The organism is Hyunsoonleella aestuarii, assembly GCF_006148925.1.
Taxonomy (GTDB): domain Bacteria; phylum Bacteroidota; class Bacteroidia; order Flavobacteriales; family Flavobacteriaceae; genus Algibacter_D; species Algibacter_D aestuarii.
In genome coordinates this window covers 902,573-926,557 of sequence record NZ_VAWB01000001.1, presented here as the reverse complement: position 1 = coordinate 926,557, position 23,985 = coordinate 902,573, and the positions used below count along the sequence as shown (strand labels likewise).

At 33.0% G+C, this 23,985-nt stretch carries 24 protein-coding genes; 16 read left to right on the top strand and 8 right to left on the bottom strand.

The window, feature by feature from the left end; genetic code table 11:
- Positions 1 to 2: 2 nt before the first annotated feature.
- Together FEF17_RS04310 and FEF17_RS04305 are read right to left on the bottom strand one after the other, a co-directional pair.
- Complete coding sequence (locus tag FEF17_RS04310; protein ID WP_139001128.1) at positions 3 to 770, bottom strand: DUF6090 family protein; 768 nt, start codon at positions 768 to 770, stop codon at positions 3 to 5.
- Positions 763 to 1,500 carry a DUF6090 family protein gene (locus tag FEF17_RS04305; protein WP_139001127.1) on the bottom strand — a complete coding sequence of 246 codons (738 nt, stop codon included), beginning with the start codon at positions 1,498 to 1,500 and terminating at the stop codon, positions 763 to 765. Before FEF17_RS04305 ends, FEF17_RS04310 begins: the two co-directional genes overlap by 8 nt.
- A 274-nt stretch (positions 1,501 to 1,774) precedes the next feature.
- Between FEF17_RS04305 and amaB the strand changes: the two genes are divergently transcribed.
- Entirely contained in the window at positions 1,775 to 3,328 is a 1,554-nt protein-coding gene (amaB, locus tag FEF17_RS04300; RefSeq protein ID WP_139001126.1) for an L-piperidine-6-carboxylate dehydrogenase, read from the top strand.
- Positions 3,329 to 3,668: 340 nt separating this feature from the next.
- Here amaB and FEF17_RS04290 read toward each other — a convergent pair whose 3' ends face one another.
- Positions 3,669 to 4,802, bottom strand: coding sequence for an ATP-binding protein (locus FEF17_RS04290; RefSeq protein WP_139001125.1), 1,134 nt, complete (start codon positions 4,800 to 4,802; stop codon positions 3,669 to 3,671).
- A 39-nt stretch (positions 4,803 to 4,841) separates the two neighbouring features.
- A complete protein-coding gene (locus tag FEF17_RS04285; RefSeq protein WP_139001124.1) occupies positions 4,842 to 5,600 on the bottom strand; it encodes an SDR family NAD(P)-dependent oxidoreductase in 759 nt (252 codons plus the stop codon).
- 255 nt (positions 5,601 to 5,855) lie between these two features.
- Between FEF17_RS04285 and FEF17_RS04280 the strand changes: the two genes are divergently transcribed.
- The 9 genes from FEF17_RS04280 (at position 5,856) to FEF17_RS04240 (ending at position 16,347) form a co-directional block, all read left to right on the top strand.
- The gene (locus FEF17_RS04280) at positions 5,856 to 6,962 is read left to right on the top strand and encodes a DUF4382 domain-containing protein (RefSeq protein WP_139001123.1); all 1,107 of its coding nucleotides are present in this window, start codon (positions 5,856 to 5,858) and stop codon (positions 6,960 to 6,962) included.
- Positions 6,963 to 7,153: 191 nt separating this feature from the next.
- Positions 7,154 to 8,155, top strand: coding sequence for an AAA family ATPase (locus FEF17_RS04275; protein WP_139002133.1), 1,002 nt, complete (start codon positions 7,154 to 7,156; stop codon positions 8,153 to 8,155).
- 77 nt (positions 8,156 to 8,232) lie between these two features.
- Positions 8,233 to 9,099 (top strand): DUF58 domain-containing protein, encoded by an 867-nt coding sequence (locus FEF17_RS04270; RefSeq protein ID WP_139001122.1) that lies wholly within the window; start codon positions 8,233 to 8,235, stop codon positions 9,097 to 9,099.
- Positions 9,100 to 9,145: 46 nt separating this feature from the next.
- A complete protein-coding gene (locus FEF17_RS04265; RefSeq protein ID WP_139001121.1) occupies positions 9,146 to 10,825 on the top strand; it encodes a BatD family protein in 1,680 nt (559 codons plus the stop codon).
- Entirely contained in the window at positions 10,825 to 11,829 is a 1,005-nt protein-coding gene (locus FEF17_RS04260; RefSeq protein WP_139001120.1) for a vWA domain-containing protein, read from the top strand. Before FEF17_RS04265 ends, FEF17_RS04260 begins: the two co-directional genes overlap by 1 nt.
- Before the next feature lie 18 nt (positions 11,830 to 11,847).
- Entirely contained in the window at positions 11,848 to 12,885 is a 1,038-nt protein-coding gene (locus FEF17_RS04255) for a VWA domain-containing protein (RefSeq protein WP_139001119.1), read from the top strand.
- Positions 12,886 to 12,943: 58 nt separating this feature from the next.
- Positions 12,944 to 13,786: a tetratricopeptide repeat protein gene (locus FEF17_RS04250; protein WP_139001118.1), complete on the top strand. Its 843-nt coding sequence runs from the start codon at positions 12,944 to 12,946 to the stop codon at positions 13,784 to 13,786.
- A 40-nt stretch (positions 13,787 to 13,826) separates the two neighbouring features.
- Positions 13,827 to 15,596: a BatD family protein gene (locus FEF17_RS04245; RefSeq protein WP_139001117.1), complete on the top strand. Its 1,770-nt coding sequence runs from the start codon at positions 13,827 to 13,829 to the stop codon at positions 15,594 to 15,596.
- Position 15,597: 1 nt separating this feature from the next.
- Complete coding sequence (locus FEF17_RS04240) at positions 15,598 to 16,347, top strand: tetratricopeptide repeat protein (RefSeq protein WP_139001116.1); 750 nt, start codon at positions 15,598 to 15,600, stop codon at positions 16,345 to 16,347.
- A gap of 4 nt (positions 16,348 to 16,351) precedes the next feature.
- On the opposite strand, the gene FEF17_RS04235 is transcribed toward FEF17_RS04240, so the two are convergent.
- Positions 16,352 to 16,873, bottom strand: coding sequence for a CvpA family protein (locus FEF17_RS04235; protein WP_139001115.1), 522 nt, complete (start codon positions 16,871 to 16,873; stop codon positions 16,352 to 16,354).
- Positions 16,874 to 16,946: 73 nt separating this feature from the next.
- Here FEF17_RS04235 and FEF17_RS04230 point away from each other — a divergent pair, with 73 nt between their 5' ends.
- The 4 genes from FEF17_RS04230 to pheS all read left to right on the top strand — a co-directional run bounded on the left by FEF17_RS04230 (position 16,947) and on the right by pheS (position 19,432).
- A complete protein-coding gene (locus tag FEF17_RS04230) occupies positions 16,947 to 17,303 on the top strand; it encodes a hypothetical protein (RefSeq protein ID WP_139001114.1) in 357 nt (118 codons plus the stop codon).
- A 94-nt stretch (positions 17,304 to 17,397) separates the two neighbouring features.
- Positions 17,398 to 17,802 carry a lipocalin-like domain-containing protein gene (locus tag FEF17_RS04225; RefSeq protein ID WP_139001113.1) on the top strand — a complete coding sequence of 135 codons (405 nt, stop codon included), beginning with the start codon at positions 17,398 to 17,400 and terminating at the stop codon, positions 17,800 to 17,802.
- Between the two features lie 84 nt (positions 17,803 to 17,886).
- Positions 17,887 to 18,312: a lipocalin-like domain-containing protein gene (locus tag FEF17_RS04220; RefSeq protein ID WP_139001112.1), complete on the top strand. Its 426-nt coding sequence runs from the start codon at positions 17,887 to 17,889 to the stop codon at positions 18,310 to 18,312.
- A gap of 100 nt (positions 18,313 to 18,412) precedes the next feature.
- Positions 18,413 to 19,432 carry a phenylalanine--tRNA ligase subunit alpha gene (pheS, locus tag FEF17_RS04215; RefSeq protein ID WP_139001111.1) on the top strand — a complete coding sequence of 340 codons (1,020 nt, stop codon included), beginning with the start codon at positions 18,413 to 18,415 and terminating at the stop codon, positions 19,430 to 19,432.
- Here the strand turns inward: pheS and FEF17_RS04210 are convergent.
- A complete protein-coding gene (locus FEF17_RS04210) occupies positions 19,427 to 20,431 on the bottom strand; it encodes a serine/threonine dehydratase (protein ID WP_139001110.1) in 1,005 nt (334 codons plus the stop codon). The two genes, pheS and FEF17_RS04210, sit on opposite strands and share 6 nt — an antisense overlap.
- Positions 20,432 to 20,507: 76 nt before the next feature.
- Here FEF17_RS04210 and FEF17_RS04205 point away from each other — a divergent pair, with 76 nt between their 5' ends.
- Entirely contained in the window at positions 20,508 to 20,903 is a 396-nt protein-coding gene (locus tag FEF17_RS04205; protein ID WP_139001109.1) for a hypothetical protein, read from the top strand.
- A 9-nt stretch (positions 20,904 to 20,912) separates the two neighbouring features.
- Here FEF17_RS04205 and FEF17_RS04200 read toward each other — a convergent pair whose 3' ends face one another.
- Positions 20,913 to 21,914 (bottom strand): NAD(P)H-dependent glycerol-3-phosphate dehydrogenase, encoded by a 1,002-nt coding sequence (locus tag FEF17_RS04200; protein WP_139001108.1) that lies wholly within the window; start codon positions 21,912 to 21,914, stop codon positions 20,913 to 20,915.
- A gap of 131 nt (positions 21,915 to 22,045) precedes the next feature.
- Between FEF17_RS04200 and FEF17_RS04195 the strand changes: the two genes are divergently transcribed.
- Positions 22,046 to 22,993: a nicotinic acid mononucleotide adenyltransferase gene (locus tag FEF17_RS04195; RefSeq protein WP_139001107.1), complete on the top strand. Its 948-nt coding sequence runs from the start codon at positions 22,046 to 22,048 to the stop codon at positions 22,991 to 22,993.
- Between the two features lie 95 nt (positions 22,994 to 23,088).
- Here FEF17_RS04195 and FEF17_RS04190 read toward each other — a convergent pair whose 3' ends face one another.
- Positions 23,089 to 23,976: a hypothetical protein gene (locus FEF17_RS04190; protein WP_139001106.1), complete on the bottom strand. Its 888-nt coding sequence runs from the start codon at positions 23,974 to 23,976 to the stop codon at positions 23,089 to 23,091.
- Positions 23,977 to 23,985: the final 9 nt, after the last annotated feature.

Below are 23,985 nucleotides of genomic sequence, written 5' to 3'. Positions count from 1 at the left end.
GTTTAGTTGTTTAATTCGGTATTAATTTCAAGCAAAACAGAATCACATTTTTGAACCAGGTTTTCGTAGTAGGCATTTCTAACTTTTTGATTAAACGCTGTCGCTGATATTGCCCTAATAAGTATTTGGAATTCTTCACTTTTCTTATTATTTATAAAGTCAAAATCCTTATGGGAAACCATTTCTTCTAATGTAAAAATGTCTGACACTTGATTATTAAATTTTATAAAATTGGTCTTGGTATCTAAAGCTGAAGTAACGTTTAGCATCCATTGATTAATTGAAGTTAAAAGCTCCTCAACATCTTCATAGGTGTTGTAAAGTTCAACGACTTGTTCTTTAAGCTCAATGTTCTTAATATACCCAAGAGTTCCAGAGCCTATCATACTATTGAAAGTTGTTTTATTATATGAAAATACCTGATCTAATGCTTTATCAAATATGGAGCTCATGCCTTCAACCTGTTCTTTATTCTCAACACCTCTAAAGGCAGTTGAGAGAAGACTCGTGATATCTTTTCTAATTTTGTTATTGGCTTCAATTGTTTTTTTAAAAAGAATTGTGTCCTGAACTAAGTCGTTGTGAATTCTTTCCAATAGGTTTCTACCAAGTCTTTCGTCTTTTATATTCTCATTATAATTATTTATTGCTAAAGCAATAAGAATTCCAATCACCACAAGTACAATTTCCCCAATGGCATAAACTAGATATTTCCTAAAGCTATTTTCAGAAAGGAGTTTTTGACGAATTTTTCTAAAGAATTTAATCATGTTTTATTTCCTGTTTTACTTCTTGTATTAGGTTTTCTAGTTCCTCAAATGTAGTTTTATATATTTGTTTAGATGAACCCGATCTCCAGTTTATATTGGAGAGGATCTCCAGAAATTCCTGCTGTTGGAAAATGTTTAAAGGAATGTTCTTATAAGCAATAAAATTGATGTCATTATTGTTATTAATATATCTATCACCTAAGAGTTTTAAAAGTGTCTCTATATCTTCTCGATAGTTCCTATTTGTATGTTTAAAATTATCTTCATAACGGGGTAGGTCGAAATCATAGAAGTTAATAAGCTTATTGCGTAAACTATCATTAGATATTTTATCTATACCAACGGATTTGACAGCTTGATATGGTCCAGAGTTTATATAATAGCTTATGCCTCTATTTAAACTGAATATCTTAAAAAAAATAGAATCATGGTATAGTACATTTCGTTTACTCAGTTCCATAAAGTAATTAGATGTACTGTCCAATTTTTCAAGTCGCTTCAACATTTTTTGAATATAGTCTTTATCGGTCTCTAAAGTTCTTTCTATTTCAGAAAGCATCTTTATTTCGAAGTTTCGATCTTTTTTATCTTCATTCAAATTATTAATCTGAAGTGCAATTAAAATCCCAATGACCACAAGTACAATTTCCCCAATGGCATAAACTAGATATTTCCTAAAGCTATTTTTAGAAATTAATTTTTGGCGTATGCGCCTAAAAATTTTTAGCATTTACTTTAAGTTACAAGTAAATTAGTTTGTAGTAGTTGAGGGTTGGCTTTATATTGGTATTAAATATATTAAAATGTTACCTTAATCCTCGAACATCCGAATATATAATATATTCTTATTAATTTTTGTTGCTAAAAAGACACGTGTAATCTTGAATTTATTAGTTAATTCTGATCTTGAGTTTGATATTATTGCATTAGTAAAATCCAATAATAACTAGTTTTAATTAGTATATTCGCAAATAATTTTAACATAATTAGTAAATCAATAATTAATGAATAAAATAGCGACTGATTTTGGTATAGATAAAGCCCTTAAAACTTTAGGCGTTAAGGATATAAATGACGGAACTTCAACAGGTTCAAATAATTTTTCAAATGGTGATATTATTGAAAGTTATTCGCCAGTTGATGGCCAATTAATTGGAAAAGTAAAGGCAACTACAAAAGAAGATTACCAAGTTGTTATGGAAGCAGCAACTTCAGCTTTTAAAACTTGGCGGTTAATGCCTGCACCACAGCGTGGTGAAATTGTACGTCAGTTTGGAGAAAAATTGCGTGAAAAGAAAGAAGCACTTGGTAAATTGGTTTCCTATGAAATGGGTAAGAGCTACCAAGAAGGGTTAGGTGAAGTACAAGAAATGATTGATATCTGCGATTTTGCAGTTGGCCTGTCAAGACAACTTCATGGATTAACAATGCATTCAGAACGCCCAGGACATCGTATGTACGAGCAATACCACCCACTTGGTGTTGTGGGTATTATTTCGGCATTTAATTTTCCGGTAGCAGTTTGGTCCTGGAATACGGCTTTAGCATGGATTTGCGGAGATGTTTGTGTTTGGAAGCCATCTGAAAAAACACCTATTTGTGGAATAGCTTGTCAAAATATTGCTGCCGAAGTTTTTGCAGAAAACAATCTTCCAGAAGGGATTTCGTGTTTGATTAATGGTGATTATAAAGTGGGAGAATATATGACAAAAGATAAAAGAATACCGCTTATATCTGCGACAGGTTCAACCAGAATGGGGAAAATTGTAGCCCAAGAAGTTGGTGGCCGTTTAGGTAAATCTTTATTAGAGTTAGGAGGAAATAATGCCATTATAGTAACACCCGATGCCGATATAAAAATGACAGTTATTGGAGCTGTATTTGGTGCGGTTGGTACAGCAGGACAACGTTGCACATCTACGCGGCGTTTAATTATTCATGATTCTGTTTACGATAAAGTAAAACATGCTGTGGTTGATGCTTATAAGCAATTACGTATAGGAAATCCTCTTGATGAGAAGAACCACGTTGGACCATTAATTGATATTGATGCTGTAGCTATGTATAATAATGCTTTAAATAAAGTTGTTGCCGAAGGTGGGAATATTGTTGTTGAAGGAGGTGTTCTTTCTGGCGAAGGGTATGAAAGTGGGTGCTATGTAAAACCTGCAATTGCTGAAGCAAAACCAGAATTTGAAATTGTGCAGCATGAAACATTTGCACCGGTATTATATCTTTTAAAGTATTCCGGTGATGTTGAAAATGCCATTGACATTCAAAATAACGTAGCACAGGGATTATCATCTGCAATTATGACGAATAATTTACGCGAGGCAGAACGATTCTTGTCTCAAGCGGGGTCTGATTGTGGAATTGCAAATGTTAATATAGGGACTTCTGGCGCTGAAATAGGTGGTGCTTTTGGGGGTGAAAAAGAAACTGGGGGTGGACGTGAATCGGGCTCCGATGCCTGGAAAATATATATGCGACGCCAAACAAACACGATTAATTATACAACCGAATTACCTTTAGCACAAGGTATTAAATTTGATTTGTAGCATATTACAAACATAATTAATTTAAAAAGTCGATTTCTTGATAAAGTTTTTTAATAGGATTTAAGAATTAAACCTTTTTTTAGAGTTTGGTCGATAATGGTGATTTAAAATTTGAAATAGATTTCAGAACCAGTTTTGCATAAATGGCTAGAAGTTGATGATAAAAAAATACTTAACAAATCTTTTAGTCAATTAGATTTTATCTAAAAGAAAAAACCTTGCTTTAAATTTAGTTTCCTAAAAGTAGCAAGGTCTATCTCATAAAAGATTAATAGCATAACAAATGTAAGAAAACTTTCTTAACATTTGTTAATTTATTGTAAAGTTTAAGTAATTAAAGTTAACTGTACTTTACTTTTCTCAAAATCCTTAAAGTTTCCTTATAGATAGTGTAAACCTCACTATTATAAGATTTTAAGTAGGATTTAGCGCCTTGTAACTTATCGATTGCTTCTGGGAAATCATTTAAATAACAAATTAAATAGGTGATAGGAAGGTTTTTGAGATCTCGATCTTCATTCTTTGTGAAAACAACACCTTTTTTTAGTTTTTCTAGGATAGCGTTATTGTTGTTATAAATATGAAAAAGTGTTTTTTTATCAAATTGTGGTGCTTCAAATAAAAGCTTAGTTTCTATATTATAATTAGCATTATTCTCAAATTTTATGATGGTTTCTTCTAACTGATAGTATTTATTAGTGTTTTGAAGACCAAGATTTACATACTCAACGATTTTGAAGGTGTCCTCATTAAAAAAAATAGAGACTTCATCTAGTGCAGAAAAAAACAGTCTTACTTGTTCATTTATTAATTCAATATCTACCCGGGAGAAAAAAGTTTCATCTTTTACTTCTTTTTTTTGACCTGCCCAACATACTACAAAGTATTCTTTAAAGACTTTGTATTGTGGATTATAATCCACACGCATCTTCATAAAGTCAAAAACACCATTTAAAGTATGTTCTATATTATTTTGGGCATGTTTTTCTATGGCTACAACAATACTGGAATTGATGTCCTTTATTTCAATATCAAAAACCTTGGGCATGCTCATACTACCGTCCCGAAAAAACACAGAACCTCCATAATATTTCCAAATGTTTTTTCTTAGAGATGTTATTTCATCAATTGGTCTGATAGTAACGAGCCCCACTACTTTATCATCCGAAAGATGAGGAAATGGGATGTTCTCGTATTGTACGATAGGTGGATTAGTTAAATAGGCGTTAATCAGGTTTTGTATTTTACTGTCATCAAAAAAGTCGACACCAATAATGTTGTTATCTTCATCCTCAACGCCAATAACGATATACGAGTTGTTTTTTGGATTGCTGTTGGAGAGTGCGCAAATGTGCTTTAAGAATTTAGCCTTTCCTTCTTTATGACTAATATCAATTTTACGTTTTTTGTCATAAAAACTGTTCTCGTCGTTATGAGCTAAAAGGTGTTTAATAAGTAGGCGTTTGTTAATCATGACTATCATTCCAGCAGAAGCAGGAATATCAATTTTATATTATTCCTTATTCACAATGGTACTGCTAGCTTGAGCAGTACAAAACATTAAAACATCGGCTATATTTACATGGGCCGGTCTCGACACGGCAAAATAGATAACCTCAGCAACATCCTCTGGTTGTAAAGCTTTGTATCCTTGGTATACCGTATTGGCAATCTTGTCTCCTTTAAATCGAACTTTTGAAAATTCAGTTTCTACCAATCCTGGATTTATGGCGCCAACTTTAATACCATAAGTATTTAAATCAATACGCATCCCTTCGGTTATAGCTAGAACAGCATGCTTACTACCACAATACACATTGCCTTTTGGGTAAACTTCTTTCCCAGCAGAAGACCCTATATTTATTATTTGACCAGATTTTCGAGCTGTCATTCCCGGTATGATCGCTCTACTAACGTAGAGTAATCCCTTTACGTTTATGTCCATCATAGCATCCCAATCTTCAAGACTTCCTTCATCAATAGAGTCTAACCCGTGAGCGTTACCCGCATTGTTAATAAGAATATCGATTCTTCTAAATTTATCGGGTAGTGATTCAATAGCTTTAAAAGTTTCTTGCTTGTCTCTTACATCAAAATTTAAGATATGTACATTAATCAATTTGCTTAATACCTTTTGTATAGTTTCTAGTCTATTTAATCTACGTCCACACAGAACCAAATCTATGCCCTGTTTTGCGAATTCAAATGCCGTGGCATGACCAATACCACTGGTTGCTCCCGTAATCAGAGCCACTTTTTTTGTTTTATTCATCGTAATAAATTACTCTTTGTCGATAGGGCTAACAGCTTATATATTTTTTTATGTCATTCATATATAAAAATACCTTAAACAACTATTATTTAGTATCATTGTGATTAATCTATTGCACTCAAAGAGCTAAAATTTTAATAAAAATTTAAGCAATAAAGTTACATTTTAATAGTTAATATTTGAACTTTTTAAAAGAATTAGTAATCCGTATAAAGCAATTTAAACGTAAATAGAAATACATTAAAAAATTAGACTATGAATATATTAAGCAAACTAAAATTAATTGTACCGCTATTATTTCTTTCATTTTTAATTTCATGTAACGATTCAGAATCTTCAAGTGTTAATCAAGGCGCTCCAACTATTTCCGTGAGATTGGTTGATAGTCCAGGGGATTACGAAGCTGTTAACGTAGAAGTTGTTGACGTTATGATAAAAATGGATGATGATAGCGAAGATGATAATGGATGGATGTCTTTAGAAGCAGAAAGCGGAATAGTGAACCTATTAGAGTTCACGGGTGGTGTTAGTAAAGTTTTGGTAGAAAGATTCCCTATTCCAGTAGGAACGTTAAGCCAAATGAGATTAGTATTAGGAGATGGTAATACCATTGTAATTGAAAATGAAGAAGGCGAAGTGCCTTCGGAATATGATCTTAAAACACCAAGTGGACAACAGTCTGGATTAAAAGTAAAAATTGATGCCCTTATTGAAGAAGGATTTACTTATGATTTTATTCTGGATTTTGATGTCGATAAATCTATTGTTCATGCAGGTAATTCAGGAAATATTATTTTAAAACCTGTGCTTTATGCAAGTGCTGAGGCAAGTTCTGGAATTATTGAAGGAACAGTTTCTCCTGCAGATGTACAATCCAAGGCAAAAGTATTGGTAAGTGGACCAGATGGCGATTTCGAAATCACAGCTTATACCGATGACTTAGGTGCTTTTGCTTTATGGGGTGTTCCAGCTGGAACCTATGAGGTAATTGTTATGCCAGATGGCGAAAATTCAATTTATAGTTATGGTAGTGCTACGAATGTTGAGGTTGTTAATGGTGAAATTACTACTATTACAGATCCTATTGAGCTTATGCTTAAACCAGGTTCTATTACTGGAAAAATCACTAATGAAGGCGATGTAGTGGTTACAGCTTCCGTCGAGGTTGGCGGCGAAACTTTAAGCTCTAGTACCGATGAAAATGGTATTTTTCTTATTGAAAATGTGCCTCCAGGAGCCTATATTGTTACCTTAACACCAGCCGAAGGGTCAGGTTTAGAATCAGTTATGATGAATAATGTTGAAGTTAAGCCAACAGAAGTAACAGATTTAGGGGGTATAGAGCTACCAATGATACCTTAATTATAGAGAATAAAACATAAAAAACACTAAAGAGCTGTATCATAATGATGCAGCTCTTTTTTTTAACCTAGAATTAACGGGTTTGATGAAATATTTTAACCAATTATTAACAAGATTTGATTAAAAATTTTAACAATTTGCAATGCTCAAATATGGGCAGTATATTCGGGCTTTGAATTAAATAAATAATGATGGAAGAAACAGGTACAATTGATATTAAGACAATTAACGAGAAGATTGAAAAGGAAAGTGCTTTTGTTGATTTACTTACCTTAGAAATGAATAAAGTAATTGTTGGCCAAAAACATATGGTCGAACGTTTACTTATCGGTTTATTAGGACAAGGACATATTTTACTTGAAGGTGTGCCAGGACTTGCAAAAACTTTGGCAATTAACACTTTGGCTCAGGCTGTAGATGGAAGCTTTAGTAGAATACAGTTTACACCAGACTTGTTACCTGCAGATGTTACAGGGACTTTAATCTACAACATGAAGGTGAATGACTTTTCCATTAAGAAAGGGCCAATTTTTGCAAACTTTGTTTTAGCTGACGAAATTAATAGAGCGCCCGCAAAAGTGCAATCAGCTTTATTAGAAGCGATGCAGGAAAAGCAAGTTACTATTGGTGACGAAACTTTTATACTAGATAAGCCATTTTTAGTAATGGCAACACAAAACCCTGTAGAGCAAGAAGGAACGTATCCTTTGCCAGAAGCTCAGGTAGACCGTTTTATGCTTAAAACAGTTATTGATTACCCAAAGATTGCTGAAGAACAATTAATCATGAGAGCCAATATGAAAGGAGCTTGGGAAAAAGTGAACCCTGTAGTGTCGTTGACTCAAATATTAAATGCTCAAAATGCAGTGAGAGAGGTCTACATGGATGAAAAAATTGAAAAATATATACTGGATATTATTTTTGCAACGCGCTATCCAGAGAAGTATAAACTTGCCGATTTAAAACCATTAATATCATTTGGAGCATCACCTCGTGGAAGCATCAATTTAGCCACAGCAGCTAAATGTTTTGCCTTTATTAAGCGTCGTGGTTATGTAATTCCAGAGGACGTTAGAGCTGTTGTTCACGATGTATTAAGACATAGAATAGGAATAACTTACGAGGCAGAGGCTGAAAATGTAACTTCAGAAGATATTATCAACAAAATCGTAAATGAGATAGAAGTACCTTAAAATTGACAATTGATAATAGACAATTGATTATAAAAACATAATTAATCAATCAAAAATATTCAATAGACAATTGAAAGATGGATACTAAAGAATTACTAAAAAAAGTACGAAAAATAGAGATTAAGACACGGCGTCTGTCTGATCATATATTTGGAGGAGAATACCACTCTACTTTCAAGGGTCGTGGTATGACGTTTAGTGAAGTTAGGCAGTATCAATTTGGGGATGATGTAAGAAGTATCGATTGGAATGTTACTGCACGATATAATGAGCCATTTGTAAAAGTTTTTGAGGAAGAACGCGAACTTACAATGATGCTAATGGTGGATGTTTCAGGTTCAGAGTTATTTGGAACATCAAACCAATTTAAAAATGAAGTTGTAACAGAAATAGCAGCGACTTTGGCTTTTTCTGCCACTCAGAACAATGATAAAATTGGACTTATCTTATTTTCGGATAAAGTAGAGCTTTACATTCCGCCCAAAAAAGGGCGTTCTCATGTACTTCGTATTATTAGAGAACTTATTGAGTTTAAGCCAGAAAGCAAACAAACTAATTTGGCAGAAGCATTAAAATTCTTAACGAATGTAATGAAGAAAAAAGCCATTGTTTTTGTGCTTTCAGATTTTATTGCGGATGATTATGAGCATACCATGAAGATTGTTTCGGGTAAGCATGATGTAACCGGTATTCGAGTTTTTGATAAACGAGAAGAAGAAATTCCCAACTTAGGGGTGGTACAAATGCAAGACGAAGAAACGAATGAACTTATGTTGGTAAACACCTCGTCTAAAAAAGTAAGGCAAAATTACAGTAAGTTTTATCGAGATAAAGTGAATTATTACAAGGAAAGTTTTTCACGCTCGGGAGCAGGAACTATTGATTGTCGTGTAGATGAAAGTTATGTAAGAAAGTTGTTAGGGTATTTTAAAAGGAGAGGATAAATAAAAACTGAATATCTGGTCGAATGCAGTCGAGACCTAATTTAAAATGGAGAAGTTTTATTCAAATATATCAGAATCAAGAAACGAGAATCAAGAATCAAAATACTTCGGTTCTAAACTCGTTTTGACTTTTTTCTTTGTACTTGTATCTTGGATATTAAATGCACAAGTCTCCTCTACAATCGATTCAACTTCAATAAAAATTGGTGAGCAAATCACCTATACAATACAGGTAGAGACAGACACCACAAGTTTGGTGGTATTCCCAGAGGGGCAAGCATTTTCTCCTTTGGAAATGATAGAATCTTATAAAACAGATACTTTAAAAGATAAAGACAGGTATAACCTAATTAAAAAATATGGTTTAACTCAGTTTGATTCTGGGGCATATACAATTCCACGCCAAAAAATAATTGTTGGAGACAAAACGTTTTTTACAGATTCATTACAGGTTGAAGTTAATAATGTACTCATTGACACCACAAAGCAAGGGCTTTACGATATAAAACCAATTATTGAAGTTAAGAAAAAGGGAAGCGATTGGTGGAAGTATTTGTTAATAGTGGTTTTAATACTTGGAGTCATTAGTTTTTTACTGTATTGGTTCATTTGGCGTCAAAAACCATTAACCGAAGAAGAACAAATTGCAATGCTTCCGCCTTATGACCGTGCTAAATTGGCGTTAAAGAAGCTTGACGAATCACATTATTTAGAACACCAAGAAATTAAAGAATATTATTCTGAACTCACTTTTATTATTAGAAAGTATCTAGATGAAAAAGTTTACGATCGTGCTTTAGAAAGCACGACAGACGAGCTTATTTCAAGACTTAGATTGCTTAAGGATGGCAATCAAGTAGACATTAGTAAAGAAGACATTAAAAATTTAGAAAGTATTTTAAAGAGAGCCGATTTAGTAAAGTTCGCAAAGTCATCACCAGATATTGAATTAGCTAAACTAGATAGGAATACTATTGATGTTGAAATAGATCATGTAAAAGAGGCATTGCCAGAACCAACTGAGGAAGAGAAACTTTTAGATGAAAAATATAGAGAAGATCTAGAGCGAAAAAAGAAACGTAAGAAAATAATAATTACAGTAGTTATAAGTGTACTTCTTTTAATCATTACCATAGCAGGGTTTTCAATAAAATATGGTTTCAATTATGTTAAGGACACGATTATTGGACACGATAGTATAGAGCTACTTGAAGGTGAATGGGTAACTAGTGAATATGGATTTCCGCCAATAACAATTTCCACTCCTAAAGTATTAAAACGTACCAAAATTCCTGTGCCAGATGAAGTTAAAGGACAGGTAAATACGATGGCTTTTTCATACGGGACTTTATTGGACGTCTTCAGTGTTATGGTTAATACTACAACCTTCCCAAGCAGTAACGGGAAAGAAAACACGTTAAATCTTGAAGCTTCTTCAGAAGGTGCAATAAAGAATATGGAGGCTGTAGGAGCCAAAGATATTGTTGTTTTAAGAGATAAGTTTTCTACGCCAAACGGAGCGGAAGGTTTAAAAACTTCAGGAACAATGAAGATCCCAGGGATTACATCAGAGGAATTGCGGGAAGCAGATTATGTGTTGCTTCAATTTGCCTCAGAAAATGTACTGCAACAAATTATTATAACGAGTCCAGAAGATGATGTATATGCAGATAGAATTGTGGAGCAAATATTAAACTCGGTAGAACTTAAACCTGCAGAAGAATAATGTTAGAAGGTATTGAATTTTTAAACAAGGAGTTTTTCTGGTTGTTTTTATTACTACCACTAGTGTTGTTATGGTATATAGTTAAATATAAAAAACAAACCGCCGAACTTAAAATACCCAGTTTAAAAGGATTTAAGGTTACAAGTTCATGGCTACCAAGATTTAGGCATCTTTTATTTGTTTTAAGACTATTAGCATTGTCGTTACTAATAATGGCATTGGCAAGACCCCAAACAGTAGATGTTTCAACTAAAACCAAAACGACTAGAGGGATAGATATTGTTATGGCTATTGATGTTTCTGCCAGTATGTTAGCCAAAGATTTATCACCAAACAGATTAGAAGCACTAAAAAACGTAGCGGCAGATTTTATAAAAGGCAGACCCAACGATCGCATCGGACTTGTTGAATATGCTGGCGAAAGCTATACCAAAACGCCTATAACAAGTGATAAAGCCATCGTGCTTCGATCGCTACAAAGTATAAAGTATAACACTATCATAGAAGGAGGCACAGCTATTGGGATGGGATTAGCTACTTCTGTAAATCGTTTAAAGGATAGTAAAGCAAAAAGTAAAGTAATCATATTGCTTACTGATGGTGTAAATAATTCTGGGTTTATAGATCCTAAAATTGCAAGTGAGTTAGCCTTGGAATATGGTATAAAAACCTATACAATTGGATTAGGAACCAATGGTATGGCCCTTTCTCCTGTTGCTATTTTACCTAATGGTGATTTTCAATATAGTCGTGTACAAGTAGAGATTGATGAAGAGCTTTTAAAAGAAATAGCAGAGTTAACCGGAGGAAAATATTTTAGAGCTACAAACAATAAGAAACTAGAAGAGATTTACGAAGAAATTAATAAGTTAGAAAAAACAGAAATAGAAGAGTTCAAGTTTTATAATTACCAAGAGAAGTATAGACCTTTGGCGATTTTAGCAGGATTATTATTAATGCTAGAAATGTTGTTGAGGTTTTCAGTTTTTAGAAGTTTCGTTTAAGATAAATAGATATAAAAAGTGTATCAATTAGATGAGAAAATATGGTTTTGGGTTTTGGGGATTATTCCGGTAATAATCCTGTTCTTTTTAATCTTGCAAGTATGGAAGTATAAGGCACAAAAAAACTTTGCGGATAAAAGTTTGCTCAAAAAATTGAGCCCGAATAAGTCATTATTCAAATCAGTTTTAAAAATAGCCGTATTGTGTTTAGCATTTGCATGTCTAAGTTTAGCTTTAGTAAATCCAAAAATAGGCACGAAATTAGAAACGGTAAAACGTGAAGGGGTAGATATCGTTTTTGCAGTGGATGTTTCAAAGAGTATGCTAGCAGAAGATATTGCTCCAAATAGACTTGAAAAATCAAAACAATTAGTCACACAGATTGTAAATAACTTAGCAAGTGATCGTATTGGTATTATTGCCTATGCAGGTAAAGCATTTCCTCAGTTGCCCATTACAACAGATTATGCCTCGGCAAAAATGTTTTTACAAAACATGAATACAGATATGCTGTCATCTCAAGGAACAGCTATTAACGAAGCTATTAATCTAGCTAGGACCTATTTTGATGATGAAGAACAAACAAATAGGGTTCTAATAATAATTTCAGATGGTGAAGACCATAGCGAAGAGGCTACTGCAGTGGCAGAAGAAGCGCATAAAGAAGGAATAAGAATTTTTACAGTAGGTGTTGGCGATATTAAGGGCGGACCAATTCCAGAGAAAAGGAACGGGGTTGTTATTAGTTATAAAAAGAACAATCAAGGAGAAACGGTTATTACAAGGCTAAATGAAGAAACTCTTCAAAATATAGCTAATGAAGCCAATGGCGACTATATAAATGGAAAAAACACGAAAGACGTTGTAGAAGCCATAAGAGAAATTTTGAATAATATGGATAAGACAGAGTTTGAAGCTAAACAGTTTGCCGATTTTAAAGATCAGTTTCAGTGGTTTTTAGGCTTAGCCATATTCTTTTTGGTGCTAGATATTTTTCTATTAGATCGAAAAACAGCATGGTTAAAGAAGTTGAATCTATTCAATGAGAATTTATAAAATTTTTAACTTTCAAAAAATCAAGGTTTTATATCTTAGAGTATATTATAAACGAAGAATGAAACATACAATTTTATTATTAATAACCTTAATAACATCACTAGCTTTTGCCCAGGAGAAAGAAGCTCTTTTAGCATTAAAAAAAGCAAACAATTATGTGTATGAAGGTAATAATTTGGTTGAGGAAGATTTTGTTTCGGCAGAAATGGCTTATAGAAAAGCGCTTTCAAATCAACCAACGAGCGTGGCAGGAGTTTATAATTTAGGAAATTCTTATTACGAAAAAGGAAATTATGAAGAAGCATTATATAGACATCAACAGGCAATAAAAAACGCTACTACGAAAGCCGAAAAGCATAAGGCATATCATAATATTGGGAATATTTTGATGAAAAACAAAAAGTGCAAGGAGGCTGTTGAGTCTTTTAAAAGTGCATTAAGAAATAATCCAAATGACGATGAGACACGTTATAATCTAGGACTTGCAAAAATTTGTGCTGAACAACAAAAGGATCAAAACCAAGACGACGAAAATAAAGACAATAAGGACAACCAAGACCAAAACAAGGATCAAGAAAATAAAGATCAGGAGAATAAAGATAAAGAAGGAGATAACAAAGACGAAAACAAAGACGAAGGAGAAGAAGATAAAAAAGAGGGAGAGGATGAAAAGGATAAAGATGGTGAGCCTAAAGATGACAATAAAAAAGAGGATCAAGGACAAGGAGATAAAGATGAGGAAAAAGAGCAGCCAAAACCAAAACCTCAACAAGGACAGTTGTCCCCTCAACAGATTAAAAGTTTGTTAGAAGCAATGAATAATCAAGAACAAAAAGTTCAAGAAAAAATGAATGCTGAAAAACAAAAAGGGGTAAAAGTAAAAACTGAAAAAGATTGGTAAAAGATGCTAACAATTAAGAAAGCATCATTTCTCAGGAAAAATGAATTTCATTAAACATACATACTTAATTTTTCTACTACTTGCGTCAAGTATTGTTGCTGCACAGGTTAAGTTTGAATCCAAAGTAAGTAAAAAGCAATTAGGGGTTAATGAGCGTCTTCGAATTGATTTCGAAATGAATCAAGATGGCGATAATTTCAACCCACCTAGTTTTAATGGTTTTAATGTAGTAGGCGGACCAAGTCAATCGGTTAAGAACTCATGGATTAATGGCGTGCGAACCTATAGCAAGACCTATACTTATTTCCTCGCTCCCAAGACCCGTGGTAATTTCACAATTAGTCAAGCAAGCATTACTATAGATGGTGAAGTTTACAAAACCACACCAGTTAAAATAGTTGTTACTGCCCCCGTAGATAAGCCTAAAGACCCGAATGATCCTAATTATATCGCCTCAGAAAACATCCATTTAGTTGCTGAAGTTTCAAATAGATCACCATATTTAAATGAAGCGATAACGGTTGTTTACAAGCTTTATGTATCACCAAATACAGGAGTTGATAATTGGCGTGAAATAGATACTCCTAGGTATAATGATTTTTGGAGTCAGAATATCGATATGAAAGGACAGAAAGTTCAGAACGGTACGTATAAAGGTGAAGATTATCGGTATTTAATTTTGCGAAAAACGGTTTTATACCCTCAAAAAACAGGAAAATTAAATATAGAGCCTTTAACGCTTGATATTTCTGTTCAAGTACCTACAAATCGTCGTGATATTTTTGGTAGCAGACTCATGTCAAGAGTACATAAAACAGTTTCGGCAGGTAACGTAAGCATTAATGTTAAGGCTTTACCAGAAGCCGGGAAACCTGTTGATTTTAACGGAGCAGTTGGGGATTTTAAATTTAAAGTGTCAACATCAAAAACAGAATTGGATGCTACGGAGTCTTTGCAGGCCAAGGTAGAAGTTAGAGGGAAAGGGAATTTAAAGTTATTTAAACTTCCTAAATTATCATTACCAAGCTCATTAGAAGTTTATGAGCCAGAACATAACGAGAGTGTTAGGACAAATTTAGATGGAATGCAAGGAAGTATTTCAGACGCCTATACTGTTGTTCCCCAGTATAAAGGTAAGTATCCTATACCAAGTATTTCATTTTCTTACTTCGATTTAAAAACTGAAAGTTATAAGCGCTTGTCTTCAGATGAAATTGTTATTGATGTTCTAGATGGACCTTTAAATAGTTCAGATTCAAACAATGCCTTATCAAGTAACACCAAACAACGTGTTGTTTTGAATAACGACCAATTTGCTTTCATAAAAACGAAAACTAGTTTTACCGCAATAAAGTCTTCAAATTTTTTTAAGACCAATGTGTTTTGGACGCTTTTACTATCACCTTTCTTAGCAATACCTTTGGCTATTTTTATAAGAAGAAAAAAGGCAGATAGGGATGCAGATGTTTATGGAAATAGAATACGAAAAGCGGATAGATTAGCTCGAAAATATCTTAAATCTGCAAAGAAAGCACTTGGTAAAAAGGAAGCTTTTTATATAGCCTTAGAGAAAGCACTTCATAATTATTTAAAGGCGAAACTACATATTGAAACGAGTGATTTAAGTAAGGATAAAATTCAATCATTGCTTGGCGAAAAAGGCGTGCAAGCTGATGTGATTGAAAGTTTTAATGGTATTTTAGAAAGTTGTGAACTAGCACGATATACACCCATAGATATTGTTACCATGCAAGATGATTATGACAAGGCAGCAAAAACAATTTCTCTAATAGATAAACAGGCACGTTAATATGAAGATTGTTTTATACATAACAACTTTTTTATTCAGTTTGATAATTTCAGCTCAAGATGTAGCTTCATTTGAGAATGCTAATACTTTATATAATCAAGGTAAGTATGCAGAAGCTATTGATATGTATCAAAGTATTTTAGACAAGGGAGTTCATTCCTCAGAGTTGTACTTTAATTTAGCGAATGCGCATTATAAACTTAATAATATTGCGCCAAGTATATATTATTATGAAAAAGCAGATTTATTGGCTCCTAACGATACCGATATAAAAAACAACATGGCTTTTGCTAAAAACATGACCATTGATGCGATAGATGTTATTCCCGAGGCCGGATTTTCTAAACTACTAAATAATATATCCAATTATATGAGTTTTGATGGTTGGGCTAAAATGGCAGTAATCTTTGTTTTTTGTTTTGTTGTATTATTTTTAATCTATTATTTTTCCTATTCTTCATTTAAAAAGCGATTATCTTTTATTGGAAGCATTGCCTCCTTATTTTTAATCTGTATTTCATTAGCATTAGCTTTCCATAAGTATAATTTGGTTCAAAAAGATAGACCCGCAATTGTTTTTGCAACAGAATCCAAGGTTAAAAGTGAACCCAACAACAGAAGCGAAGAATCTTTTAGGCTTCATGAAGGCACTAAAGTTCAAGTTTTAGACACTGTGCAAAATTGGAAAAAAATTAAACTCTCCGATGGAAAAACGGGGTGGGTAATAAACGAAGACATTAAAGAGCTTTAGTAATTTACACCTCCTTATCCATAGTATTATCATCATCTTCATTATCAGAATTTAATATAGAAGGAAGTATAATAGGGACTAATGCTTTAACTTTGTAGTATAGAACAGATTCTTCCAAATCTTCCTCATCTGCAAATGGAATTGTTTTGTTCATCTTATCAAATATAATAAGGACAACACTTAAAATAAGACCAATTTTTAAGGCTCCAAAAACAGCACCAGCCAACTTGTTTATAATCCCTAAGGCAGCAAAATCAGCTAGTTTCGTTAATGCCTTTCCTGCCATTGCAATCGTTAAAACAATAATTACAAAGGTAATCGCAAATGCTAAAATAGCAATTGTTTTTTCACTCCAATCTACCTTACTTTCTAGAAACTCGGCAGCAAAATTACTGAAATGAATAGCTCCATAGATTCCCGCAACCAAGGCTACTATTGATGCAATTTCCACAAAAAGCCCTTTCATAAGTCCACGGACCAATCCAAATAAAATAAGACTCCCTAAAACAATATCAATTACGTTCATAAACTATGAATTTAAACAAATATAAAATAATACTACCACTTAGGTTTATTAACTTTGCTCCATTCAATTTATTATGTCTAGAGATCAAGAATTAAAAGAACGATGGGAATTAGTAGTGGAAAAACTATCTAATCAATTTGCTGATGGGGATGTTTTAGATCTCGATGCTATTATTTATTTAATCGGTGTTCAAGAATTGGGGCAATTGGATAGAACGTTTAAAAAAGATCAAAAGCTAGACCTTATGCATATTGCCATTTGTAAGTTGTTGACACCTTATGGTTATTACGAACTTGATTTTGTAGATAATGATGGTTGGCCACATTACAAAACAAAAGCTGAGTTGCCTCATTTAAGGGCGGGGGAGCAAAGTGTTTTGATGAAAGAAGCCATAGTTAACTATTTTCTTGAAACCGAGTTTATAGTGTAGCTTTATCCAAAAGGTTATATCTCCAAAATTATCATAATAAGGACTTCTACTCAAGAAGAATAGTATATATTCGTGCTTCAAATTTTTTGAAATAATGAAAAAAGCAATATTCCTCTTAAGTATCTTAATACTTATATTAAACGCATGTAGTAGTGATGATAATTCGCAATCAATAGATCCTTTAATTGGAACTTGGACTTTTTATAAGAGTTTTGATAATAATGTTGAAGTTCCTTCTGAATTTTGTGATTTGAAAGACACGCTTATTGTGAATGCAGACGGAACTACTAGTTTTGTAGTATATACCCACGAATCTGCGAACACTTGTGAAATTTTGGACTCAGATATAGGAACTTGGGAGAATAATAAGGATGGTTCTTATACATTTGTGTTTGGTGAAGTGACATCTATTTTCGAGATAATTTTTGAAGGAAATACTTTTTATTTTGAAGAAGATGAAGGCTCAAGTATTTATAAAGAGGTTTATTTAAGAAATTAATTCGCCTATTTATTACGTTGTTTTTAGTAAGAATAGCCGTATAAATTCACTACCTTTTATGTTTTAACTTAAACTAACCATTTCATGAAAAAAGTAATTTTATTCTTCACATTAGCAACATTTATTTTGACTTCTTGTAGTAGTGATGATAGTGATAATTCTTCGTCTTCACAAGACTTATTAATTGGAACTTGGACATGGCATCAAAGTTATTTCAATGGGGAGGAGCAGAGCTTGGATGATTGCGACAAAATGGATACAATTGTTATAAACTCTGATGGCACCTTTAATGAAAGTTTTTTTTATGATGATAATGGAACTTGTGTGTCTGATGGCACTGATTCAGGGACATGGCAAAATCTAGGGAATAATGTTTATAGAATTGTTTATGGTGCTGGAACTCCAGACGAAGAAACATTAGACCAAACAATTTTGTTCGAAGGGAATACTTTTTATATCGAAGAAGTAGACGGACAGTTCACTTTTAAAATTGTATATATTCGAAATTAGTTTGTAAGAGAAATTTTTTAACAAATAACACTCCTTCGATTAGAAGGAGTTTTTTATGCATAAAATTCATTAAATTTGCATTCATTTTTGAAATGATATCATGATAGATAAGTTAAAAGAACTCATTGTTGAAGCAGAAGCTTTTAAAGCACAATCTAAAGAAGAGGTTGAGGCATTCCGAATAAAATATTTAGGTAAAAAAGGACTGCTTAATGAATTCTTCGCTGAGTTTAAAAATGTTGCTAACGACCAGAAGAAAGAATTCGGTCAGACTATAAATAAACTTAAAAAAACGGCTGAAGATAAAGTAAATGCTTTAAAAAAGGAGTTGGAAAGTAAAGACGAAGTTAAAGGTATCTATGGTGATTTAACAAGACCTGGAGAGCCTATTCAAGTTGGGGCGTTGCATCCTATTTCTATAGTCAAAAATCAAATTATTGATATCTTTTCACGTATTGGGTTTAATGTAAGTGAAGGTCCTGAAATTGAAGATGATTGGCATAATTTTACTGCTTTAAACTTACCAGAATATCATCCTGCTCGTGATATGCAGGACACCTTTTTTATTCAAACTAATCCTGATATTTTATTACGAACACACACAAGCTCTGTACAAGTTCGTTATATGGAAAATAACAAACCTCCAATTCGTACGATTTCACCTGGACGTGTATATCGTAACGAAGCCATATCGGCACGGTCTCACTGTTTCTTTCATCAGGTTGAAGGTTTATACATAGACAAAGACGTTAGTTTTGCAGACTTAAAACAAACCCTTCAGCATTTCACAACAGAAATGTTCGGAAAAAGTAAAATCCGTTTACGCCCATCTTACTTCCCATTTACAGAACCAAGTGCTGAGGTTGATGTCTATTGGGGACTAGAAACCGAAACAGATTATAAAATGACGAAAGGAACGGGATGGTTAGAGATTATGGGTTGTGGTATGGTAGATCCCAATGTATTGGATAACTGCGGAATTAACTCCAAAGAATATTCTGGTTTTGCATTTGGAATGGGTATTGACCGCATCGCTTTGTTATTGCACCAAATTAGTGATATACGATTACTAAGTGAAAATGATGTAAGGTTTTTAGAGCAATTTAAAAGTGCATTATAACGAGTCTTTCAAGTGCGGTTCAGTCACTAAATAATCTTTTACCCAGATTTTTTGCGTAGTTTGTTGGTCTATGTTTCCACCAGATAAAATAAGTAATACCCTTTTCTTTTTCGGTTGAATTTTTAACCATTGAAAAACGCTTTCCATAGATAAGGCACTTGTTGGCTCGATACGTAATTTTAATAAATGTGTTAACCATTGCGTCCAGTATATCATAGCTTCCTCAGTAATTTCAAAAAAGCCATCCAATTGTTTTAAGTATTCAAAAGTAATATCGCCAACAGCTAATGTCATTGCACCGTCGGCAAGGGTTTTTGGGGCTGCATCCAGACGCTGTATACTTTTTTGCCGTAAGGACTCTGCGGCATCATTACCCAATAAAGGTTCAGCGCCTATAACTTGAACGTTGGGTAATAATCCTTTTGAAGCAATTAACGAACCTGAAAGGAGACCTCCACCACCGCAAGGAGCAAAGACGGCATCAACATCACCAATTTTACTTATAGCGTCGTAAGCAGCTGTTCCTTGTCCAGAAATCACCTGATTATGATTAAATGGAGGAACCCAATAGACACCATTTTTAAGAGAGTCACGTTTCACTTGCTTATCGGCTTCCTGACGTGTTTTACAAAGCACCACCTGAGCGCCATAAGCTTTTGTAGCTTGAATTTTAACTTTTGATGAATAATCTGGCATATAAATAGTAGCAGGAATATCAAACATTTTAGAAGCCCACGCAACCGCTTGTGCATGGTTCCCAGAGCTATTAGCTACTATATGGTTGGGTTTATGGTTATTTTCAGTTAACCAAGAAATAGTATTTAGCGCACCTCTAGCTTTAAAAGCCCCTATTTTTTGGAGATTTTCTGCCTTAAAGAAAATCTCATGGCCTAACCAGTTATTTAATAGGGATGAGCTTAAAATAGGTGTATCATTAATAAATTTATTAATGCGCCTTTTAGCATCAACAATATCCTTTAAAGTTAAATGAGGTTCCATATAATCAAATATAAAGATATTGCTACAATAATGTTTTTGAAACTACTATTTTTGAAACTTAATAAAGTAGTTTTAAATGAAAAAGGATATTCAAATCCCAAAAGTGTTAGATGTTTATATAGCTGTTGTTAATGAGTATAATGATTTATACAATACTCAGGACTGGAACGCTTATATTATAAATATGAAAGATGTTGATTTGGAAATGGTGTTAATCGTTACCAGTGGCTATTCGAAGGATAAAATGACGTCTATTTTTAGAAAAAAAATTGATGTTTTACCTAAGAAAAGCTATGCCAAAATTGAATTGATGCAAGAGGATTTGTTTGTATTAAACAATACTTTTAAGGTTACTTTTTTTGAAGGAAACCAAATGTTTGATAAGACTTATTTATTCAGAAAAAACACAATAAACCTAAAAGCTTTACAACCAATTCCGTTAATGGATGTTAAAGGGGTTTTGGGAACGTAGTTTTAACAATTAATCTAATTTGTCAGTTAACTGTTTAAAGATTTTTTTAGGGTTCTTGTTTTCATAAAGGACTTGGTAAACCGCATCTATTATAGGAATGTTAGCTTTCTTTATGTTGTTTTGATTTATTAAATAAGCACTTTTTGTAGCATAGTAGCCCTCCGCAATCATACTCATTTCCATTTGAGCAGATTTTACGGTATAACCTTTACCAATCATATTGCCAAACATGCGATTTCTTGAAAACGTAGAATATCCGGTCACTAATAAATCGCCCAAATATGCCGAGTTATTAATGTTACGTTTCATTTTATGGACTTTTTTAATGAATCGTTTCATTTCACGAATGGCATTACTCATTAAAATACTTTGAAAATTATCACCGTATCCCAAACCATGTGCTATGCCTGCCGCAATCGCGTATATGTTTTTCAGCATAACACCATATTCTACACCAATAACATCGTCGCTAATTTTTGTATTTATATAATTGCTTGAAAGGCTATCTGCAATATGCTGTGCTTTTTTAGAATCCCAACAAGAAATGGTTAGGTAAGACAATCGCTCCAAAGCTACTTCTTCGGCGTGACAAGGACCAGCAATAACTGCAATACTTTCAAAAGGAACGTTATAATATTGGTTAAAGTGTTCCCCAAGCAATAAACCTGTTTCGGGAACGATACCCTTTACAGCGGATACTACAGTTTTATTAGAAACATCGACAGTCAATTTCTCTAATTCACTATGTATGAAAGCCGATGGTATCACAAAAATAAGAACGTCTGCCCATTGCGCCATTTCATTTATATCGTTGCTTAAATACAGTTGGTCTAAATTAAATTCAACAGAACTTAAATAATTAGGATTATGCTGCTCTCTTATCAAGTGTTCTTTAGTATAAATGCTACGCATGTACCAACCCACTTGATCTAAATTTTCACAAAGCATTTTCACTATAGCAGTCGCCCAACTACCTGCTCCAAAAACTGCATATTTTAAAGGTTTGTCCATAAACAACGAGTCGTTATATATTCAAAAATACATAAAATTTAAGTCAATCTAATTGCTTAAAATAATTGCGCGATTATTTTTTGGCACGTGTTTTGAAACCCATAGATATGAAACCCTAAAATGATGATATAATGAAAACGATAAAATTACTTTTAAGCTTCGCTTTAACAGCAACACTTTTTACATCTTGTTACACCGAAGTGATTGTAGATGAATATATTGTAGATGAACCTGGAATTTCTATTACGCAGTTATTAGGTTCGCATGAGTTATGGTATGTTGATATTAATGCCACACAAGGTTATGGCGAAACACCTTTTCTGCAAAAAGCGTTTACCATTTCTTTTAGAAACGGCGTTGTATATGCTAATAATAATATTGTTGGATTGGGGGATAGTGGAAACGGTTTTGGGATTGATGTTGGTGAATATGATGCTTATAGCATGATTTTAGACGTTTTCCATGATATTGATGGTTTCATCACATTTGATGTCTTTCAAATAGATAGCAATACCATTGAATTATATAACCCAAATAACGATACCTCTTATTTCTTAGATGGTTACCAAAGAAGCAATTTTGATTACGATTTTGTGTTCTATGATAATATTCATTATTTTTTACAGGAGTACGAAGCTTGGGAAAAAACATATACCAGTGAAATGGGTGTTTTAAATGACTTTGACAATGAGAATTTTTTACAGTTTTTAGCTGGTGGCAATGACTCTACATTTAGAAGTTCGCAAGACGATTTTGGGACAGCATCAAATAATTTAATTTGGGATTATACTGGAGTTTATGGTGTAGACGATGTAGCAGATAATTTTTACTTAAAAACTTTAACATTAGATTATGATTCTTTTGACAATGAGTTTTTTGAATTGAACGTTATAAATGATGGAAAGATAGAATTATTTCACCCAACATCTGAAACAGTTTATCAGTTTGAAGGACGAGGTTACATACAGTATTTAAAGACTGGAAACACAAAAGGAAAAGCTGCTGAAACTAAAGTAGAGAAGAAACGTAAGTTTAGAAAAGATAGAGTTGATAACCCAAGAGAAAATACACGCGGGTAAATAAAAATTTTGGTTGGTTATTTAGTTAAAAACCGTTTAAGGCTGCATGCTTTAGGCGGTTTTTTTTAAGTATAATAACTAATCTATTAAAAAGTTTAATTACCTGTCTTATTCACATAATATGTTCTAGACCAATTATTTGTCTCCCCAGGCTTTAAAAAAATATTGAAGAATAATTCTGGGCTTACTACATGTCCGCATCCCCAAAGATTTACTTTAGTGGTTTTAAAACTTGTAACTTCATTAATAGTAATGTTATATGCTTGGTTTAATAATTCCCATTTTGCTTCAACTTCTTTTCCTCCGGAAAGATTGCTAAAAAAAAATGGGGTAGTTGGAGTACTGTTAAAGACTATGATGTTTTTTTTAATATCGAGTTTTTCTTCCGGGTTAACATACTCGTTAAACAATTTAGAATTTAATTCAAATGGAAATTCCAATTTATAATTTGGCCCTAATAAATCATTGTTTATTGAAGTGAAATTGTGAACATATTCATCTGTAATAATATTTTTTTCACCTGTGTTTTTTAGGGAATATTTAATTATAAAGCTGGTTTCATGTAATTCAATTTTTTTTGTCAACTCATAAGAATATCCATTAATATATTCTGATACGCACGAATTGATAAGACAATTATGTTCTATGGTTGTTTTAAATTTTGCAGGTTTAATCTGGTATTTTTTAATAAATTGATAGTCATTATTATCTTTTTTTAAGAGTCCAATTCCAATTTTATGAAACCACCCACCTATTTCAGTATCATCAAACCCCAAGGCATTATCAATCCCGAATTCATTATAAAAAGCCTTTCCATAGAGGTGTTCATTTTCGTTGTCATTATTTTCATTGGTTGATACAAACACATTCTTAAATTTAACAGCTATAATTTTACCAGTCCAATCAAATCGTGAAAAATTGTAATTTTTATTTGGAAGATCGATATGAACTTCGAGATTATTGTTTTTTAAAATATGTGGCATGTTCGATCT

Coding starts and splice junctions, on each gene's coding strand:
- FEF17_RS04310 (WP_139001128.1), bottom strand. CDS start 770: ATGATTAAATTCTTTAGAAAAATTCGTCAAAAACTCCTTTCTGAAAAT.
- FEF17_RS04305 (WP_139001127.1), bottom strand. CDS start 1,500: ATGCTAAAAATTTTTAGGCGCATACGCCAAAAATTAATTTCTAAAAAT.
- amaB (WP_139001126.1), top strand. CDS start 1,775: ATGAATAAAATAGCGACTGATTTTGGTATAGATAAAGCCCTTAAAACT.
- FEF17_RS04290 (WP_139001125.1), bottom strand. CDS start 4,802: ATGATTAACAAACGCCTACTTATTAAACACCTTTTAGCTCATAACGAC.
- FEF17_RS04285 (WP_139001124.1), bottom strand. CDS start 5,600: ATGAATAAAACAAAAAAAGTGGCTCTGATTACGGGAGCAACCAGTGGT.
- FEF17_RS04280 (WP_139001123.1), top strand. CDS start 5,856: ATGAATATATTAAGCAAACTAAAATTAATTGTACCGCTATTATTTCTT.
- FEF17_RS04275 (WP_139002133.1), top strand. CDS start 7,154: ATGGAAGAAACAGGTACAATTGATATTAAGACAATTAACGAGAAGATT.
- FEF17_RS04270 (WP_139001122.1), top strand. CDS start 8,233: ATGGATACTAAAGAATTACTAAAAAAAGTACGAAAAATAGAGATTAAG.
- FEF17_RS04265 (WP_139001121.1), top strand. CDS start 9,146: ATGGAGAAGTTTTATTCAAATATATCAGAATCAAGAAACGAGAATCAA.
- FEF17_RS04260 (WP_139001120.1), top strand. CDS start 10,825: ATGTTAGAAGGTATTGAATTTTTAAACAAGGAGTTTTTCTGGTTGTTT.
- FEF17_RS04250 (WP_139001118.1), top strand. CDS start 12,944: ATGAAACATACAATTTTATTATTAATAACCTTAATAACATCACTAGCT.
- FEF17_RS04245 (WP_139001117.1), top strand. CDS start 13,827: ATGAATTTCATTAAACATACATACTTAATTTTTCTACTACTTGCGTCA.
- FEF17_RS04240 (WP_139001116.1), top strand. CDS start 15,598: ATGAAGATTGTTTTATACATAACAACTTTTTTATTCAGTTTGATAATT.
- FEF17_RS04235 (WP_139001115.1), bottom strand. CDS start 16,873: ATGAACGTAATTGATATTGTTTTAGGGAGTCTTATTTTATTTGGATTG.
- FEF17_RS04230 (WP_139001114.1), top strand. CDS start 16,947: ATGTCTAGAGATCAAGAATTAAAAGAACGATGGGAATTAGTAGTGGAA.
- FEF17_RS04225 (WP_139001113.1), top strand. CDS start 17,398: ATGAAAAAAGCAATATTCCTCTTAAGTATCTTAATACTTATATTAAAC.
- FEF17_RS04220 (WP_139001112.1), top strand. CDS start 17,887: ATGAAAAAAGTAATTTTATTCTTCACATTAGCAACATTTATTTTGACT.
- pheS (WP_139001111.1), top strand. CDS start 18,413: ATGATAGATAAGTTAAAAGAACTCATTGTTGAAGCAGAAGCTTTTAAA.
- FEF17_RS04210 (WP_139001110.1), bottom strand. CDS start 20,431: ATGGAACCTCATTTAACTTTAAAGGATATTGTTGATGCTAAAAGGCGC.
- FEF17_RS04205 (WP_139001109.1), top strand. CDS start 20,508: ATGAAAAAGGATATTCAAATCCCAAAAGTGTTAGATGTTTATATAGCT.
- FEF17_RS04200 (WP_139001108.1), bottom strand. CDS start 21,914: ATGGACAAACCTTTAAAATATGCAGTTTTTGGAGCAGGTAGTTGGGCG.
- FEF17_RS04195 (WP_139001107.1), top strand. CDS start 22,046: ATGAAAACGATAAAATTACTTTTAAGCTTCGCTTTAACAGCAACACTT.
- FEF17_RS04190 (WP_139001106.1), bottom strand. CDS start 23,976: ATGCCACATATTTTAAAAAACAATAATCTCGAAGTTCATATCGATCTT.